At 56.6% G+C, this 17,571-nt stretch carries 13 protein-coding genes; 2 read left to right on the top strand and 11 right to left on the bottom strand.

The window, feature by feature from the left end; all coding sequences use genetic code 11:
• Window positions 1-25: 25 nt before the first annotated feature.
• The 3 genes from aaeB to aaeX are packed head-to-tail and all read right to left on the bottom strand — an operon-like array spanning window position 26 to window position 3,142.
• Window positions 26-1,993, bottom strand: a complete 1,968-nt coding sequence (gene aaeB / locus AB8846_RS08445; RefSeq protein ID WP_370732505.1) for a p-hydroxybenzoic acid efflux pump subunit AaeB — start codon at window positions 1,991-1,993, stop codon at window positions 26-28.
• Between the two features lie 5 nt (window positions 1,994-1,998).
• The gene (gene aaeA, locus AB8846_RS08440; protein ID WP_063143621.1) at window positions 1,999-2,931 is read right to left on the bottom strand and encodes a p-hydroxybenzoic acid efflux pump subunit AaeA; all 933 of its coding nucleotides are present in this window, start codon (window positions 2,929-2,931) and stop codon (window positions 1,999-2,001) included.
• Window positions 2,932-2,938: 7 nt separating this feature from the next.
• Window positions 2,939-3,142: a p-hydroxybenzoic acid efflux pump operon protein AaeX gene (gene aaeX / locus AB8846_RS08435; RefSeq protein ID WP_003860416.1), complete on the bottom strand. Its 204-nt coding sequence runs from the start codon at window positions 3,140-3,142 to the stop codon at window positions 2,939-2,941.
• Between the two features lie 179 nt (window positions 3,143-3,321).
• Between aaeX and aaeR the strand changes: the two genes are divergently transcribed.
• A complete protein-coding gene (gene aaeR, locus AB8846_RS08430; RefSeq protein ID WP_063143599.1) occupies window positions 3,322-4,248 on the top strand; it encodes an HTH-type transcriptional activator AaeR in 927 nt (308 codons plus the stop codon).
• 219 nt (window positions 4,249-4,467) lie between these two features.
• On the top strand, window positions 4,468-5,082 hold the full coding sequence (locus AB8846_RS08425; protein ID WP_063143600.1) for a YagU family protein: 615 nt from the start codon (window positions 4,468-4,470) through the stop codon (window positions 5,080-5,082).
• Window positions 5,083-5,129: 47 nt separating this feature from the next.
• Here AB8846_RS08425 and tldD read toward each other — a convergent pair whose 3' ends face one another.
• The 8 genes from tldD to csrD form a co-directional block, all read right to left on the bottom strand.
• On the bottom strand, window positions 5,130-6,575 hold the full coding sequence (gene tldD, locus AB8846_RS08420; RefSeq protein ID WP_196367259.1) for a metalloprotease TldD: 1,446 nt from the start codon (window positions 6,573-6,575) through the stop codon (window positions 5,130-5,132).
• Window positions 6,576-6,659: 84 nt separating this feature from the next.
• Window positions 6,660-10,463 carry an AsmA2 domain-containing protein YhdP gene (gene yhdP, locus AB8846_RS08415; protein ID WP_370732504.1) on the bottom strand — a complete coding sequence of 1,268 codons (3,804 nt, stop codon included), beginning with the start codon at window positions 10,461-10,463 and terminating at the stop codon, window positions 6,660-6,662.
• Between the two features lie 42 nt (window positions 10,464-10,505).
• On the bottom strand, window positions 10,506-11,975 hold the full coding sequence (rng, locus tag AB8846_RS08410; protein WP_010436156.1) for a ribonuclease G: 1,470 nt from the start codon (window positions 11,973-11,975) through the stop codon (window positions 10,506-10,508).
• Window positions 11,965-12,558, bottom strand: a complete 594-nt coding sequence (locus AB8846_RS08405; protein WP_370732503.1) for a nucleoside triphosphate pyrophosphatase — start codon at window positions 12,556-12,558, stop codon at window positions 11,965-11,967. The genes rng and AB8846_RS08405 overlap by 11 nt, the downstream gene beginning before the upstream one ends.
• A gap of 9 nt (window positions 12,559-12,567) precedes the next feature.
• Complete coding sequence (gene mreD / locus AB8846_RS08400; RefSeq protein ID WP_023309399.1) at window positions 12,568-13,056, bottom strand: rod shape-determining protein MreD; 489 nt, start codon at window positions 13,054-13,056, stop codon at window positions 12,568-12,570.
• Entirely contained in the window at window positions 13,056-14,072 is a 1,017-nt protein-coding gene (gene mreC / locus AB8846_RS08395; protein WP_023309400.1) for a rod shape-determining protein MreC, read from the bottom strand. Before mreC ends, mreD begins: the two co-directional genes overlap by 1 nt.
• Before the next feature lie 62 nt (window positions 14,073-14,134).
• Window positions 14,135-15,178 (bottom strand): rod shape-determining protein MreB, encoded by a 1,044-nt coding sequence (gene mreB / locus AB8846_RS08390; RefSeq protein WP_000913396.1) that lies wholly within the window; start codon window positions 15,176-15,178, stop codon window positions 14,135-14,137.
• A 281-nt stretch (window positions 15,179-15,459) separates the two neighbouring features.
• On the bottom strand, window positions 15,460-17,400 hold the full coding sequence (gene csrD, locus AB8846_RS08385; protein WP_370732502.1) for an RNase E specificity factor CsrD: 1,941 nt from the start codon (window positions 17,398-17,400) through the stop codon (window positions 15,460-15,462).
• Window positions 17,401-17,571: the final 171 nt, after the last annotated feature.

Below are 17,571 nucleotides of genomic sequence, written 5' to 3'. Positions count from 1 at the left end.
TTTGGCGTCGGTTTTTTTACTTCTGTCAGTTATCGGTGAGGGCATTCTGGTAACGATGCAGCATAAACACCAGCCGTCCTACCGGCTCGGTCACCTGAGGCGGTGCCTCCCAGTGCTTGAGCTTTTCCTGATAGATATCGAGCTCTTCAAGCAGCTGCGTAAAGTAACGACGCCGTTTGTCATCGCTGCTGGCGGAAAGCACGTGATCGGCGGTACGACGCAGCTGGCGGTGCCAGGCCGACAGATCGTCGTTGATCGGCACGGGCGCGTTACGCAGACGCTGGTGCGCGATGATCATGGTTAACGCCAGACGGAACTTCGCGATATCGCCCGGGAACTTGTTCAGCAGTAAAAACAGCTGCTGGTAGAGCGCGGGCAGGTGGTTCTCTTTACGGCGCGCGGTATTGGTTGTCATCGACGACACGGCAGCCGACACGAACTGGTTTAACAGCACGCGGCCCGTTCTTGCCTGCGAATTATCCCGAACCAGCAGTATCACCATCATGGCCAGGAAACAGCCCACCAGCTGACCTAACGCGCTGTCCAGGAACTGGCTGAAATGGAAGGTCATCGGGTTATCGAGCACGATGATGTTAATCGTACTCGCCAGCGCCCCCAGCGATCCCAGGCGCCGCTTTTGTACTTCAATGCCGATAAAGAACGCCATTACCGCCAGGCTAATACAGAGCAGCAGCATGCTCTGTTGCGTCGACGGGATGATGACCAGGAAATAGAGCGCGCCTATCGGCAGGGCGGCAATGGTGCCGTAGAGGAAATCAATGGCGACCATACGCGGGTTAGGCAGACGCATCGCCAGTGCGGTCACGACGGCAATCATCACCATCGCGCCGCTGCCGGACGTCCAGCCCGTCCACAGCCAGAACAGCGTGCCGAGCATGCAGGCAAGCGTCGTACGCCAGAAGTTGACCATGGCGTGATGGCGCTCGGCGGATTCCGCCTTGATCACCACTTCCCCCTGCAGCACCTCTTCTTCCGCCGCGCTGATTTTGGTATTGCCGATCACTCCGCGCTTCAGCAGCAGGTAGCGCGTCGCGGCGCCGACCCAGGTGTAAATCGTTACCGGCGTGTCGCGCTCGCCTGTCCAGGCAATCACCCTGCGCATGCGTTTGAGCTGCTTATGGACGTCCTGCACGGTTTCCACCGGCTCGGCAAACAGTTCGCGGAACGTATCGGTGACCACTTCCGGGCGGGTGTTCTGAATCAGATAGGTTTCACATGCCTGAGTAATTAGCGTCAGAGAGACGGTGTTGAGGGCTTTCAGGCGACGATTCGCACGAGCCCAGCGCGAGGACTCCATGTTAAGGTTGCTGCGCATCCCTTCCAGGGCCTGGGTACGACGTACCAGGCCGCTCCAGGCTTTATCCACCTCCTCGCTGTCGCCATGCTTAATGCAGAGCTGCATCAGCTGATACTGAGCAACAATCAGCGCGTCAAGCTCAAGGTCGACTTCCTGCTTGATGGAGCGCGGGGAGAAAAGCAGGTCAGCGACGATCGCACTAACAATACCAATCACAATCTCGCTGCAGCGCTCAACGGCAAACTGCGGGGCGAGCAGCGGTTCAGACTGAATGGTGATGATAATAATCAGCGCGGTATAGCCCGCCAGCCCCCAGGCGTAGGAGTTCTCCACTTTCACCAGAGACGAGATCCAGGTGCAGAAACCCGCCCAGATACAGCAGACCATCAGCATCAGCAGCGGGGTGCGGATCATCAAAATAATAATGGTCAGCGCCGCGAAACAGCCGATAAACGTCCCGATGATACGCAGCATCCCGCGATAGCGGATCGCGCCAGAATAGGGCTCCCCGCCCGCGGCGAAGGCAGGACCCGCCGCGACAATGGCGGCCGTTAACACCGCCCAGCGAGGAGTTTCAAGCTGGAAGTGGAAGCCGACAAACAGCGCCAGCACGATGGCGCACGCCAGCTTCACGGCGAAGCGAATGTGCTGGCTGGCGATGGAAAAGATACCCATGGCGATTAACCAAACTCGCGCAGGCGGTGGGCAATTTTACGGAAGAACGAGTCCTGGCTGGCATCCCGGTCCTTTTCACCGGTAATCACTACCGTCGCCGTGGTACCCGCAGGCCACAGATTTCCCTGCTGTTCGTCAAGGTGAATGCGCACCGGCACGCGCTGGGCCAGACGCACCCACTCCAGGTTGGAATCTACCGTCGCCATCCCTTTGGTATCGTTAGAACTGCTGGAGTTAGTCACCCCTGCGGCAACGCTGTCGACGGTGCCTTTAAAGACGCGGTTACTGCCCAGCGGCGTAATTTCCGCCCGGAAGCCCGGACGCACGCCTTCCAGCTTGGTCTCTTCCATATAGGCGAGCACGTAGAAGGAGTTCTGTTTAACCAGCGCCACGGCGGTTGAGCCACGGGTAATGAATTCTCCGGCATAGACGTTCAGGTTGGTCACCCAGCCATCGGACGGCGCGCGGATCACGGTGCGCTCCAGATCGAGCTTCGCCAGATCGCGCGTTGCTTGCGCTTTCGCCAGCTGGTGCAGCACGGTTTGCAGCACGTTGTTGGACTGGTCAATCTCTTCGCGGGACATTGCCTGAACGCCCAGCTGATTACGGCGGCCTGCCTCGCGGCGTTTCTCCGCAGCCAGCGCCTGGTAATAGGCCACGTCCGCCTCCGCCTCTTCCAGCGCTTTCTGGTAACGAGGCTGGTCGATGGTGAACAGGACCTGATCTTTCTTCACCAGCTGGTTGTCATGGACGTTGACCGCCGTGATAAGACCGGCCACGTCAGGGGCTATTGCCACCACATCGGCGCTGAAGCGTGCATCACGCGTCCACGGTGATTCGGTGTAATAAACCCAGGCGCGGAAAATAGCGATGAAGGCGAGGATAACCAGCGCCATCGTGATGGCAGTGCGGGAGATTTTTCTTGTTAGCGTTTTCACATCAACCTCAGACAAACATGCGCGATATCAGGTAAAACAGGCAGCAATACAGCGCGGTATTGAACAATGCAGGGTGCCAGACGAAATCGTAGATCCCGGTAGGGACCAGCACCTTGCGCACCAGCCAGAAGATCGCCAGTGATAAAAGAAGCTCGAAAAATATCGGTGGGAACGACAGACCGAACACCACGATAACGGGAAACAGACTCATGTTGACCTTGATAAGAGAGAGTGCAGGCTTCAGAATTTTTAAGCGCACGCCACCGCAGGAGAGCAAGAAACGCCGGGCGAGAATGGCGCAGCCGTTATGTAATTAATAATATATTAACGTAACTGTTATGCTGTTATCTATAATATGTGATCTAAATCACTTTTAAGCCAGAGTGAACAATGGAACGTTTAAAACGCATGTCGGTCTTCGCCAAAGTGGTTGAGCTGGGCTCGTTTACCGCCGCTGCCCGCCAGCTTCAGATGAGCGTCTCATCCATCAGCCAGACGGTGTCCAAACTGGAAGATGAGCTTCAGGTCAAGCTGCTCAACCGCAGTACCCGCAGCATTGGGCTGACGGAAGCGGGTAAAATTTACTATCAGGGCTGTCGCCGCATGCTGCTTGAAGTGCAGGATGTTCACGAACAGCTCTATGCCTTCAATAACACCCCCATCGGCACGCTGCGCATCGGGTGTTCTTCAACTATGGCACAAAATGTTCTCGCTGCCATGACCGCGGAAATGCTGAAAGAGTACCCTGGGCTGACCGTCAATCTGGTGACGGGTATCCCGGCGCCGGACCTGATTGCCGACGGCCTGGACGTGGTGATCCGCGTCGGTGCGTTGCAGGATTCCAGCCTGTTCTCGCGCAGGCTGGGCAGCATGCCGATGGTGGTCTGTGCCTCGAAAAGCTATCTGGCGCAGTACGGCGTTCCGGAGAAGCCCGCCGATCTCACCAACCACTCGTGGCTGGAATACAGCGTGCGGCCCGATAATGAATTCGAGCTGATTGCCCCGGAAGGGATCTCCACCAAACTGCTGCCGGAAGGGCGGTTTGTCACCAACGATCCAATGACTATTTCGCGCTGGCTGGTGGCCGGTGCCGGGATCGCCTACGTGCCGTTAATGTGGGTGATCAACGAGATCAACAGCGGCGTGCTGGAGATCCTCTTCCCGCGCTACCAGTCCGATCCGCGTCCGGTCTACGCCCTGTATACCGAAAAAGACAAACTCCCGCTCAAGGTACAGGTGTGTATTAACTATCTGACCGAGTATTTTGTGGACGTGGCGGAGCTGTTTCAGGGGATGCGGGGAAGAAGGAAGGAATAGTCAATTTAACGCTGAAAATATATGAGCGATGAATATTTCCAGGATGAAACCCCTCTGCATTCTGGAATATTCCTTCGTCACTATCAGTAATAGCGAATTGACACTGCCGCCGCCTGCCCTTTACCTTAATAAGAGCCTGTCTTTCAGGCTGTTATTAATTTGTTGCTAATTTGAATAATAAAATGTATTTCGCAGGATGACATTAAACAAGGAAAAGAAATGAATCTATTTGAACAAACACCGCCTTCACGCAGGCGCTATGGACTCGCCGCGTTCATTGGTTTAATTGCAGGGATTGTCTCCGCGTTTGTCAAATGGGGAGCCGAGGTGCCTCTTCCACCACGCAGCCCCACCGATTTATTCACCGGCGCATGCGGGCCTGAGCAATTAATAAGAGCCGCAAGCCAGATTGACTGTTCACGTAATTTTTTAAATCCTCCCTATGTATTTTTACGCGACTGGCTGGGCGTGGCCGATCCTAACGCGGCGGTTTATACATTTGCCGGACATATATTTAACTGGGTCGGCGTGACGCATATTATCTTCTCTATCGTCTTCGCTGTTGGATATTGTGTCGTTGCTGAAGTCTTCCCGAAAATTAAACTCTGGCAGGGTTTGCTGGCGGGTGCGTTAGCTCAGCTCTTTGTGCATATGATCTCCTTCCCGCTGATGGGTCTGACGCCACCGCTGTTTGAGCTGCCGTGGTATGAACACGTGTCAGAGATCGTGGGCCATCTGATCTGGTTCTGGTCGATCGAAATCATTCGTCGTGACTTGCGTAACCGCATCACCCACGAGCCGGATCCGGAGATACCGCTGGGTAACTTACGTTAAAAAAAAGGCGCTACATCAGTAGCGCCCTTTTTTTATGCAGGGTCAGGTCAGGCTGTTCCGCCCACCGTCAGGTTGTCCACTTTCAGCGTTGGCTGGCCCACGCCAACCGGCAGGCTCTGGCCCTCTTTACCGCAGACGCCCACGCCGTTATCCAGCTTCAGATCGTTGCCGACCATGGAGATCTGCTGCATGGCTTCAATACCGGAGCCAATCAGCGTCGCGCCTTTCACCGCTTTGGTCACTTTGCCTTTCTCGATCAGATACGCTTCTGACGTGGAGAAAACAAACTTACCGGAGGTGATGTCCACCTGGCCGCCGCCAAAGTTTGGCGCAAAGATACCGTAATCAACGGATTCGATAATCTCCTGCGGCGTGGATTTGCCTGGCAGCATGTAAGTGTTGGTCATGCGCGGCATCGGCAGGTGCGCGTAAGATTCACGGCGTCCGTTGCCCGTCGGCGCTACGCCCATCAGGCGCGCGTTGAGTTTGTCCTGCATGTAGCCTTTCAGCACGCCGTTTTCGATCAGCACGTTGTACTGGCCCGGGGTGCCTTCATCGTCGATAGAAATCGAGCCGCGGCGATCGAGCATGGTGCCGTCATCCACCACGGTACACAGTTCGGAGGAGACGAGCTGCCCAATCTGACCGCTGAACACGGACGTCCCGCGACGGTTAAAGTCGCCTTCCAGACCGTGACCCACCGCTTCATGCAGCAGCACGCCCGGCCAGCCAGCGCCCAGCACCACCGGGAATGAGCCCGCCGGCGCCGCGACGGCATTCAGATTCACCAGCGCCATGCGCACGGCTTCTTTTGCCCACGCGTCAGCGCGTGCTTCACCGTCAACGTCGCCCAGGAACCAGTCATAGCCGAAACGACCGCCGCCGCCGCTTGAGCCGCGCTCGCGTTTGCCGTCGTCATCGACCTGCACGCTGATGGAGAGACGCACCAGCGGGCGAACATCTGCCGCCAGGGTACCGTCCGTTGCCGCAACCAGAATCAACTCATACACACCGCTCAGGCTGGCAGAAACTTCCTGCACGCGTTTGTCCGCCGCGCGGGCGACTTTGTCCACGCGACGCAGGATATCCAGCTTCTCTTCACGGCTCATGCTCTGCAGCGGATCGATGCTGGTATAGAGCGCAGAGTGCTGCACTTCTCCCAGGGTTTTCACGCGACCATCGCCGGTATCACGCACAATGGTACGCGCGGCCTGCGCGCTCTGCTCAAGTGCGGTGAGGCTAATCTGATCGGCATAGGCAAAACCGGTTTTCTCGCCGCTGACGGCACGGACGCCGACGCCCTGGTCGATGTTGTAGGAGCCATCTTTGATGATGCTGTCTTCTAAAACCCAGGATTCGTGATAGCTCGACTGGAAATAAAGGTCGCCGTAGTCGAGACGGCGTTCGGTCAGTTGACCAAGAATGGAGAACAGGTCCTGATGGCTCAGGCCGTTCGCTGCGAGCAAATGTTCACTTACCAGGTTCAGACTCATCGTATTGCTACTCGTTCGTTGCCGCCCGTGGCGGTATAAAGATCGTATTTATTGAGAGTGAGGCAATTACCTGCCCACGTCAAATCATTGCTGTGCTTCTTTGCGCGGCTGGCGCAGCACCTCGTTAATCTGCGGTTTATCTACCGGACCGGTAATGCGGTAGCGCAGAATGGAGACCTTGCTCCAGAGTGGACCCAGCACTTTACTGGCGGCAAACACCGCCGCACCGACAATCGGGTTCACCACAAAGGCCGCCGCAACGCCCACGCTTGCGGAAATTTCCGGTGCCACCACGGCTTCCATATCCAGCTCGCGCCGCACGAGGTTGACGGAGCCTTTCATGGCGATATCCGCTTCCAGGCCATCCACCAGCGTGTCGTCCGTGTGCAGAACGCCGTCCTTGATCCACGCCGTGCTGCGGATGGAATCGTAGTAGAAACCTTCGCTGAAGGTATCGCTGAAATCGAAGCGCAGCTTGCGCAGCAGCGCGTCAAAACTCAGCAGGCGCAAGATCTGCCCGGCGCGCCCCGTGCTTACGTCGGCAATTTCACCTTTGCCAAAGTGGGTTTTCAGAATGCCGTTCAGCGAGGCCTCATCCGGCTTCCACGGGGCGTCACGCCAGTGAAGATCGTAATCGACGTCAAATGACGAGCCGCGCAGCGGCGTGCTGATACCAAAGAAATTGGCTGCCGCGTCCAGCTTGTTGCCTTTAATGTCACCCTTCAGGGAGGTTCGCTGCTCGCCCGGGTTATTCACCCATTCCCCCGCGGCCGTCATGCGGCCAAAGCCGGTATCAACCAGGCCGCCGGAGAGCGTAAGCGTATTTGCCTGGATGGTGAAATCACCGTCGATACGGCCATATTTCTGCCCCCACAGCCAGCATTCCGCACAGCGCAGCTGGAGATCGGGCCAGCCGCTAAAATCGACGCGGGTGGTATGGCTCAGCGGCGACGTCTCTGCCGGTTTGTCTTTCCCGCTCGCGGCGCTTGCCGGGTTGTAGTAGAGGTAGCGGATCGCCGCCTGCCACGGCGCGTGATTGCGCATGGTCAGCGTACCGTTGATCTCTCTGCCCTGGGCCTCCACCTTCGTGCCGTTAGCGCCAGGCTGCGAGACAATGCTCAGGTTGTTCCACTGCTGCCCGCCCAGCATCAGCGACGGCGTACGTACGGTAATGGCCTGCGGGAACTGGGCGGTTTCATCAACGTTTTGCCCAACCCCTTTCTGGAACAGCGCCAGCCACTCTGCACCGTCCATTGGCGGGAGGTTCAGCTCAATGCCCGGCTGCTCCGGCAGCGGCGGCGTGGAGCGGCTATCCGTTGTCCAGATGGCTTTGTCGAGGGTGAGCTTGCGGTTAAGCAGCCAGCGGCTGTTGAAGTGGTTTGTCCCACCCGCGCTGCCGGTCAGCTCGAAGCTGTTCAGGTTGCCATCGACGTTCAGCTTTACCGGCAGCGGCTGTCCGGACTGTTTATCCAGCGGCGCAGGCAGCTGGCTGTGAAGGTTTTTCAGATCGCCCGTGATGTCGACCTTATACCGGGCACCCGCGTGATAAGGCAGGTCGATTGCCACTTTACCCTGCCAGGCAACTGAGCCCTCTACGGACTTCTCCATGGGCTTCGGCAGGACGTCCATACGTGATGGCTGCCAGTTACCGTCCAGATTGACGGCCACCTGATAAGCCTTTTCACCCTCGGTGGTCGTGAAGTCAATATTCACGGGCTGATTAAACCAGCTGGCCGTAAGCGGCTCGCTCTTCAGGTTACCGTTCTCAAAGCTGAACTGCCCGCTGAGATTTTTCAGCGTGCTCTCAAGAGGCTTGATGAACAGGCTGTTGTTCTTCAGACGGACGTCGCCTTTGGCGGTGGTCATCTCCCCGTCCAGCGGGATATCAAGATGTAAGCGAGCATTCACATCGCCATCAAGCTGCAGCTGTTGAAGCGTCGCCGCCAGCGACTCTTTCAGCGGTGTCTCCTCAAAGTACGGTCCCACCGCTTTGCCGGGACCGTTGATGTCGGCATCAATCAGCAGCTTCTCTTTTGAGTAGTCCGGGATGTTGGCCGTCAGGTTGCTGGCCGTCACGCCGCCCAGCGCTACGCTGTCGGACTTCATCCATAGTCCGTCATTGAGGAAGTTGAGTTCGATATCCAGGTCTTTCAGCGCGGGCCAGCCGGGCTGGAAAGCGAAGGTCGCGTTATGCAGCGGCACCAGCACCTGGAACTGGCCTTCATTATGTTTGTACGGGAAAAGATGCGGATTACCGCCGTAGACCAGCGTGGCATTGTCCGCCTGACCGCCCTGAATCGCGCCGCTGAGATAGTCTACCAGGGCTTTTCCCATCAGGTTTTCCGGGAAGTAGCGCCAGGCCTGAGAGCCGTCATCGGTGCTGATCCCGGCCAGAATGCCCAGCCACGGCTCATCACCTTCAGGCTGCAGATAGCGGAAATCGCCGCGCGCGTGTAACGCTTTGGCTTTCACATCGATATGGCGGCCATCAAGCTGGAAACCCTTGTCGTTACGGAGCCAGTTAAGCACCGCGCTGCCCTGTTCGATTTCCAGCGGCGCGCGGAAGACCGTCTCGTAAGGCATTTTGGCGTCGTGCATATCAACCGTCAGCCTGCCGTTTTCCACGCTGCCTTCCAGCTTGCCGCTAAAGTGCTCTGCCCCGGGCAGCAGCTTCCACTGCTTCCAGGCAAGATCTTTCCACGCTGCCTGGAAGCGGGTTTTTTCCGTCGCCTGGAGCGGGATATCCAGCGCCAGGGCGTCTATTTTCCCGCTCGGCTGCGTTGCCAGCCAGATCTCGCCCAGGTCCGGAGATATCTTTGCCGCCATCGAGCGCAGGCCTTCAATGGCAGCCAAATCGAGGTTGCTGGCGCGGATGCGCAGCTCGTCGCTGCGTTTACTGGCCGCGCCGCCAACGTCCTGCTCCGGCATCCAGGCCAGCGTCAGCGCACCGCGCGGCCACGGCTTGTCGTCCATGGTGATGCGGGTATCGGGAATGGCAAACTGCCAGCCCTCTTTCTCCTGCGTCACGTGCGCGGTGAGGTTATCGACGGAAAGCTGATGCTGCTGTTTTTCGCCTTTCCAGCTTGCGCCCCCCTGCTTGAGCCAGATATCGCCGCTGGCAAATTCGCCTTTGGTCAGGGTCAGCCAGCCTTCAAGGCTGAAACGGGCAGTCTCCAGCTGCATATTTTGCTGGATCCAGTCGCCCAGCCACGGCTTCACGTCCACATCGTCGGCCTGCAGCCAGACTTTGCCGTTGTTTAACAGGCCGTCGTCGTCCCGCAGATCCATACGCACCTGCATCACGCCGTGCTGGCCGTTCAGGCTTGAGAGATTGACCTGCCCCTCGGCGCGGTGACGTTCTTTACCGTTGAGCCAGGTCAGCTGAGGGATCGCCAGTTCGGCGCGCTGGCCGGAAAGGGTAATAAAGCTCACTTCGCTGTCGCGCAGATCGAAATGATCGAACTGGCGGAGGAAAAGATCGCTGAAGCGGTTGGCTTCAAGACCCTGACCGCTATCGCCGCCGGACAGTGGCGTATTGGTCAGGAACTGGAGTTGATAAAAGGTGAGATCGCGAAACTGCCAGCGCAGATGCAGCAGGCTTTGCCAGACGTCCAGCGCCAGGGTTACGCGTTTGATTTTGAGGTGGCCGCCATCTTTCAGGCTGGCGTTGATATCCCGGACATCGAGCGTCGGGCCAAAATTCTGCCAGTTAGCGCTAATCTGACTTACGTTCACCGGCACGCCGGTGGTGGATTCGATTTTAGCCAGCAGCTGCGGACGCCAGCTGTCCAGATGCGGTAATACGAGGCGTAGCCCGCTCACGAGCAACGCGACAATCACGACCAGCGTTGCCCCTGTAAGCAATAAAATCCCCGGCAATCGCCTCACGCATCTCTCCTTGTCAGCTTTCGTCACGCAGCGTACTGCGTCTTACATCATCACGACGTCAAACTGCTCCTGGTTATAGAGCGGTTCAATTTGTACTTTTACCTGTTTGCCGACAAAGATTTCCACTTCCGCCAGCGCGTGCGACTCTTCGCCTTTCAGCGCTTCAGCCACCGCAGGGGAAGCATAGACCAGAAAACGATCGGAGTCGTAGGCATGATGAACACGGACGATTTCACGCATAATTTCGTAGCAGACGGTCTCAACCGTCTTTACCGTTCCGCGTCCATGGCAGGTTGGGCATTCATTACACAGCACATGCTCAACGCTTTCACGGGTGCGCTTACGCGTCATTTCCACCAGCCCCAGCTGTGAGAAGCCGTTGATGCTGGTTTTCACGCGATCTTTACTCAGCGCCTGCTCAAGCGAGTGCAGCACGCGGCGACGATGGTCTTCATTACTCATATCGATGAAGTCGATGATGATAATGCCGCCCAGATTGCGCAGACGAAGCTGGCGCGCAATCGCCTGCGTGGCTTCGATGTTGGTGTTGAAGATGGTGTCATCCAGGTTGCGATGGCCGACAAACGCACCGGTGTTAATATCGACGGTGGTCATCGCTTCGGTCTGATCGATGATCAGATAGCCGCCTGACTTCAGCTCGACCTTACGCTCCAGCGCACGCTGGATCTCGTTTTCGACATCATAGAGATCGAAGATTGGCTGACGCCCTGAATAATGCTCCAGCAGGCCAGGCATCTCCGGGATGTACTCGGCGGTAAATTCTAGCAGTGCTTCATAGGTCAGGCGCGAGTCCACGCGAATGCGGTCGAGCTGGGCATCAGCAAAGTCACGCAGTACGCGCTGAGCAAGCGCCAGTTCACCGTAGAGCTGGTAGCGGGTCTGGTTGCGTTTTTTACGCTCCATCACTTTGGTCCAGACGCGCTTCAGGTAAGCCGCATCCGACGCCAGATCTTCTTCGCTGATCCCTTCCGCAGCGGTACGGATGATAAAGCCACCCTGCTCATCGCAGTAGGCGCTGACCACTTTCTTCAGACGCTCGCGCTCGGTTTCGCTCTCAATACGCTGCGAAACGCCCACGTGCGACGCGCCGGGCATAAAGACCAGATAGCGGGAAGGTAAGGTGATGTCGGTGGTCAGACGGGCGCCTTTGGTGCCGAGGGGATCTTTCACCACCTGCACCATCAGATCCTGTCCCTGACGTACCAGCTCAGAAATATCGCGCACGGCAAACTGCTTTTGCTCTTCGCCCGCGACGCACTCGGTGTGCGGCATGATATCGGAGGCATGTAAAAATGCCGCCTTATCCAGTCCAATATCTACAAAAGCCGCCTGCATACCCGGTAGTACACGACTGACACGACCTTTGTAGATATTGCCTACTATTCCGCGCCGCGCTTCACGCTCAATATGAATTTCCTGAAGAATGCCACCATCAATATAGGCCACACGGGTTTCCGATGGCGTTACGTTTACCAACAATTCAGCCGTCATAATTATCCCTTCCCTCACGCAGTGAGTTAAAATTGCTCAGCAACTCATACGTTTCCACCAGCGGTAAGCCGACTACGGCGTGATAGCTGCCATTAATCTTCCTGACAAAACAGCCACCCAGCCCCTGAATACCGTATGCACCTGCTTTATCCATTGGTTCACCGCTGGCAATATAAGCGGCAATCTCGTCGTCGGTAAGTACTCTGAACGTCACATCCGTCACCACCAGGCAATCCAGCACATGCTGGCTGTCAGCCAGCGCGACGGCCGTCATCACCTGATGCGTATGTCCGGACATTTTGCGCAGCATGCGCGCCGCATGATCGGCGTCGCGCGGTTTCTCAAGCACTTCACCGTTCAGAATAACGATGGTATCTGCTCCCAGCACGGGAAGATCGCGTGGCACACTGGCCACGCCCGCCTGCGCTTTCTCGCGCGCCAGGCGAGACACGTACTGTTGAGCGCTTTCGCCCTCAGCACGTTTTTCTTCAATGCCGGTCACGATGCGTTCAAAAGAAACCCCTAGCTGCGTCAGGAGTTCCTGACGGCGCGGGGAGCCGGAAGCGAGATACAAAGACGTCATAGAAACCTTTTATTGCACAGCAAACTGCTGGCGAACCTTACGCATCAGCAGGAATAACCATGGCCAGAGCACACCGTTTACTACACTACTCCAGAACACTTCCGGTCGGAAAGAGACGTTGATCACTAAAAACTCTGCCCAGAAAACAACGATATCCGCAGCGAGCGACAATAGCATCACCACCAGGGCCTGTTGCCAGAGCGCAAGGTTACGAAAGAGCTGGAATTTGAGTGCGACGAGGTACGCAATAATGCTCATGGACAAGGCGCGTACGCCAAGCGTAGAGCCGCTAATGAGATCCAGTATGGCACCCATCACGAAACCTGTGCCGACATTTACGCGATGCGGCAGGGCAAGGATCCAGTAGAGTAAAATGAGCAATACCCAGTTTGGCCGGAAAACGAGAATGTCATCCGGCCAGGGCATCACTTGCAGTAACAGTGCAATGAGAAACGAGAGCCAGATGACCCAGCGCCCCTGGCTACGATAGCTTGCCACTACTGCCCTCCCGAAGAGAGTTTAGGCGGTGGCGGCGCATCCGGCAGCGGCTGCGTTAACCCTGTGGCCGGCGCCGGTACTGGCGCAGGCGGCCCCATGGAATCCGCAGGCGGGAGAACCTGCGGCATCATCTGCATCAGGCGCTCATTTGCTACGCGATGCACCTCTTCAGGCGTCATCGGATTAGCACCGTTACGATCGGCGCCCCACAGCAGCAGCAGATAGCGCAGACGCTGCAAACCGGCGGTTGGACGCGCCTGAATCACGGTATAGGCACGCTGAGTATCCAGCTTGACCGAAGAGACCACCGCAACCGGATAGCCTTCAGGGAAGCGTCCACCCAGGCCGGACGTCACCAGAACGTCGCCCACGCGGATATCCGTGTTAGCCGGCAGGTGTTCCAGCTGCAGGTCGTCCGTACAGCCGTTACCGGCCGCAATCACGCGGATGTCGTTGCGCAGGACCTGGATCGGCAGCGCATGCGTGGCATCGCAAATCAGCAGCACGCGGCTGGTCAGTTTGGCCACGGCAACAACCTGGCCCACGACGCCTTTATCACTGATAACAGGCTGACCTTCATACACCCCGTTCACGCTCCCTTTGTCGATCACAACCTGATCGCTGTAGGGGTCGTTCACGGTGGAGATTACCTGCGTGACCATTTTCTGCTCATCCTGACGCAGCGGCGAGCCGAGCAGTTCACGCAGACGCGCGTTTTCCTGCTTGTATTGCCCCAGCATCAGCAGTTCGCTGTTTTTCAGCAGCAGTTCCTGACGTAATGCCCGGTTTTCGAGTTCGAGTTGGTCGCGCGAAGACAGCGTTTGAGAAACGGAGTCGAGCAGTTCACGGGGACCATTTGAAACAAAGTAGAAAGGACTGACGGCGGTATCCATGTACGTTCTGATCTGGCTGAACGTACCGAGGCGGCTATCGGCAATAATGACCCCAAGCGCAACCAGAACCGCCAGGATGAGGCGAAACTGTAGCGATGGGCCACGGCTAAAAATTGGCTTCATAGGCTATGCGTATTCTCGCGTCAGAGAGAAAGGGTAGCAAATTGCTACCCTCTCAAACTCGACTACTCTTCGCTGAACAAATCGCCGCCGTGCATGTCGATCATTTCCAGCGCCTTGCCACCACCACGGGCGACGCAAGTCAGTGGATCTTCTGCAACTACGACAGGAATACCTGTCTCTTCCATTAACAGGCGGTCGAGGTTACGCAGCAGCGCACCACCACCGGTCAGAACCATACCGCGCTCGGAGATATCGGACGCCAGCTCTGGTGGACACTGTTCCAGCGCAACCATTACCGCGCTCACGATGCCCGTCAGTGGTTCCTGCAGTGCTTCCAGAATTTCGTTGGAGTTCAGGGTAAAACCGCGTGGAACACCTTCAGCCAGGTTACGACCGCGTACTTCGATCTCGCGCACTTCATCGCCCGGATACGCAGAGCCGATTTCGTGTTTGATACGCTCTGCGGTGGCTTCACCGATCAGAGAGCCGTAGTTACGGCGCACATAATTAATGATGGCTTCATCGAAGCGGTCACCACCGATACGTACGGAAGAGGAGTACACCACGCCGTTCAGAGAGATAACAGCCACTTCAGTGGTACCACCACCGATATCCACCACCATAGAACCGGTAGCTTCGGAAACAGGCAGGCCAGCACCGATGGCCGCAGCCATTGGCTCTTCAATCAGGAACACTTCACGTGCACCTGCCCCCTGGGCAGATTCACGGATTGCGCGACGTTCTACCTGGGTTGCGCCAACCGGCACACACACCAGAACACGCGGGCTTGGACGCATGAAGCTGTTGCTGTGAACCTGCTTGATGAAGTGCTGAAGCATTTTTTCAGTCACGAAGAAGTCGGCGATAACGCCGTCTTTCATTGGGCGAATGGCGGCGATGTTGCCAGGGGTACGACCCAGCATCTGCTTCGCGTCATGACCCACAGCGGCCACGCTTTTCGGCGAGCCCGCACGATCCTGACGAATGGCCACAACGGAAGGCTCATTCAATACGATGCCTTGTCCTTTTACATAAATAAGGGTATTCGCGGTACCCAGGTCAATGGACAGGTCATTGGAAAACATGCCACGAAATTTTTTCAACATACTAAGGGATAATCCTGAAAGCTGGGGCGGAAAACAAAATCCGCTTACTTTACCAACCACACGCAGCAGCGACAAGGCGCAAAAATCATCTGCAACGGTGAAAATTTGTGCAGTACGTTTCCTGATGTTACAAACTATCCCCTGACTCCCTCAGGGCTGAGTAAACAGTAGCGTTCCCCACTGACGTTTGTAACCCGTTACAGGTCGTTCACTGGCTTTTTGCTCGACATACTCAAAGCTACAGGCGCGATATTCTACGTGAAAACAGCGTAAACGGCAGGTCAAACCGAGTATCTTTGCAAATATTTTTTCACGTTGGTGTCAAGCGGTTGAGAGGCAGCAAAAAAATCCCCCTGACCACCCATCACACCGCGCTCTGTTAACATCTGCCATTCGCTTCTGGAGCGCACGCCCGCGGCAAATACTTGTGTTCGCGTTCCCTTGCATGCTTCAACCAGACTCTGTACCAGCAGCTGGTTTTCCGTACGCTTCTCAATATTCCTTACCAGCCCCGGATGTAGCTTTAATAACTCCACATCCAGCTCCTTGATCCAGTTGGTACTGACCAGCGTTAAACCTGCCTGCGTCACCGCTACACGCGCACCAAGCGCATTGATCAAACGTACCACCGGACGTAACCGGCTGATGTGTTGACCTACGTCGGCCTCAGCAAGTTCAAAAATAATGTGTTTGCGTTGCGATTTTTCGCATTGCATTAATGTATCACGTAGCCAGCGCTGAAAACGTGGGCGTATTAACGACTCCACGGTGACCTGTAACGCCAGGTTTTCTTCAGGCCAGAAGGATAAAAACGGAATCAGCCGGGTAATTTGCTGGCGGTCATACTCTTCAGACAGGCCAAATTGCAGCACCATCGGCAGATATTCCGCAGAAATAACCTCTTCCGCGCCGTCAAAAATACGACACATCAGTTCACGGTGATGAACGTTGCCGTTTTTCATGACCGCGGGTTTTTGATAAATACGTGGCCCGCCGCGGCTGAGCATTTGCTCAATCAGCGTTCGCCAGCGCACGTTGCCGCGCCCTTTTTCCGGCAGCGAGTCATCATAAACCGCCCACCCGTTCGCCCCCTGCAACACGGCGTTGCGGGTAGCGGCTTCCGCATGTTCCATCACCTGTTCTGTGGATTGTCCGCCGCGCCAGGCGCAGATCCCCATGTGGACCATATCGTCCCTGTCGAGCATTTTGCTCTGCGGCAGCGCATCCACCGCCTTCAGCAGCTGGCTGGCGATGCTTTCCGATTCCTTCAGCGTGCGGTGAGGCAACAATACGGCAAAGTCGCTGCGGTGATAGCGGGCCAGCAGCGCGCCCGGGTAGCGCATAATAAAGGTGGAGAGCAGGTTGATCAGCGTAAAGAGGTTTTCTTCCGCGACCCGCTGTCCCCAGGTGTCGCGCAGGAGATCGAAATCGGGCAGGCGGATCATCATCACTACCCCGTGTGTCCCCACTTTTTCTGAATCGTCGAGCAGCGTGGCGAGCTGATTATCAAAGAAAAGACGGTTGTTAAGGCCGGTTTTATTATCCTGCGCCGCATAAGAGCGGATCAGCGTATCCATACGGCTGCGCTGGTCGCTGGCAAACTGGATTTCGGAGAGCAGGGTATCCAGCGCGCTGCTGGCGCGCGACGGCCACTCGTGGACGGAGCCACGCACCTGCGGGCCGCGTTCACCGTTAAGGATCCGTACAGAGCGCATCTCCAGCAGCTCCTGACCGGAGAGCTGGCGGCGCAGCCAGCGAACCGCGAGAAAGATCAGCAGGACGATAAACGCAACGGCGACGGTGAGCGGCGCGGTGGTCATCATGGAACGGAAATAGCTCGCCATCGGATCGAGGTAGACCATGCGTATGGTCATCCCCGGATTTTTAAGGGAGTGTACCGTCACTTCCCGATACTGGCTCACCACGCCCGCAGGCAAATAACTTCCCGACCGTTCGTGGCTTAAAACACGATGCTTTCCCTGCTGAATGTCGATCTGAACAATATCAACAGGTACCATCAACTCATCGAGCTCGCGGGACAGCGCCGGCAGCGGCGTCGTCAGCAGACGCGTATCAATCACCGAGGCAACAGACTGTACCCGGTTGACCAGCTTGTCCTGAATGGCGTTGTAAAAGCTCAGGGAGCAGCCCAGAAGGGTGACAAAAATGGTAAGCCCCGTCAGCAAGGTGATAAAAGCCGAGAACTTCGTCGTTAATCGCATCCTTGAGATTACTCCGTGGGTTGATGGGGTAGCGAGTAAGCGCTAACTAGCATTTCAAATGCGGCATACTACCAAATCGGGCGTATCTGGCAATTTATTGCGTTAAATCGGCACTGCGTTTCCCTGAGCGAGTATAGTCTTCAGAAATTATTTTCCAATCATCTGAGTCGA

Origin of the sequence: Enterobacter sp. KB-221C9 (assembly GCF_041320715.1) — a bacterium.
Classification (GTDB): Bacteria; Pseudomonadota; Gammaproteobacteria; order Enterobacterales; family Enterobacteriaceae; genus Enterobacter; species Enterobacter asburiae_D.
Note: the sequence above shows the minus strand (reverse complement) of the source record. Positions and strands in the feature narration are given on the sequence as shown.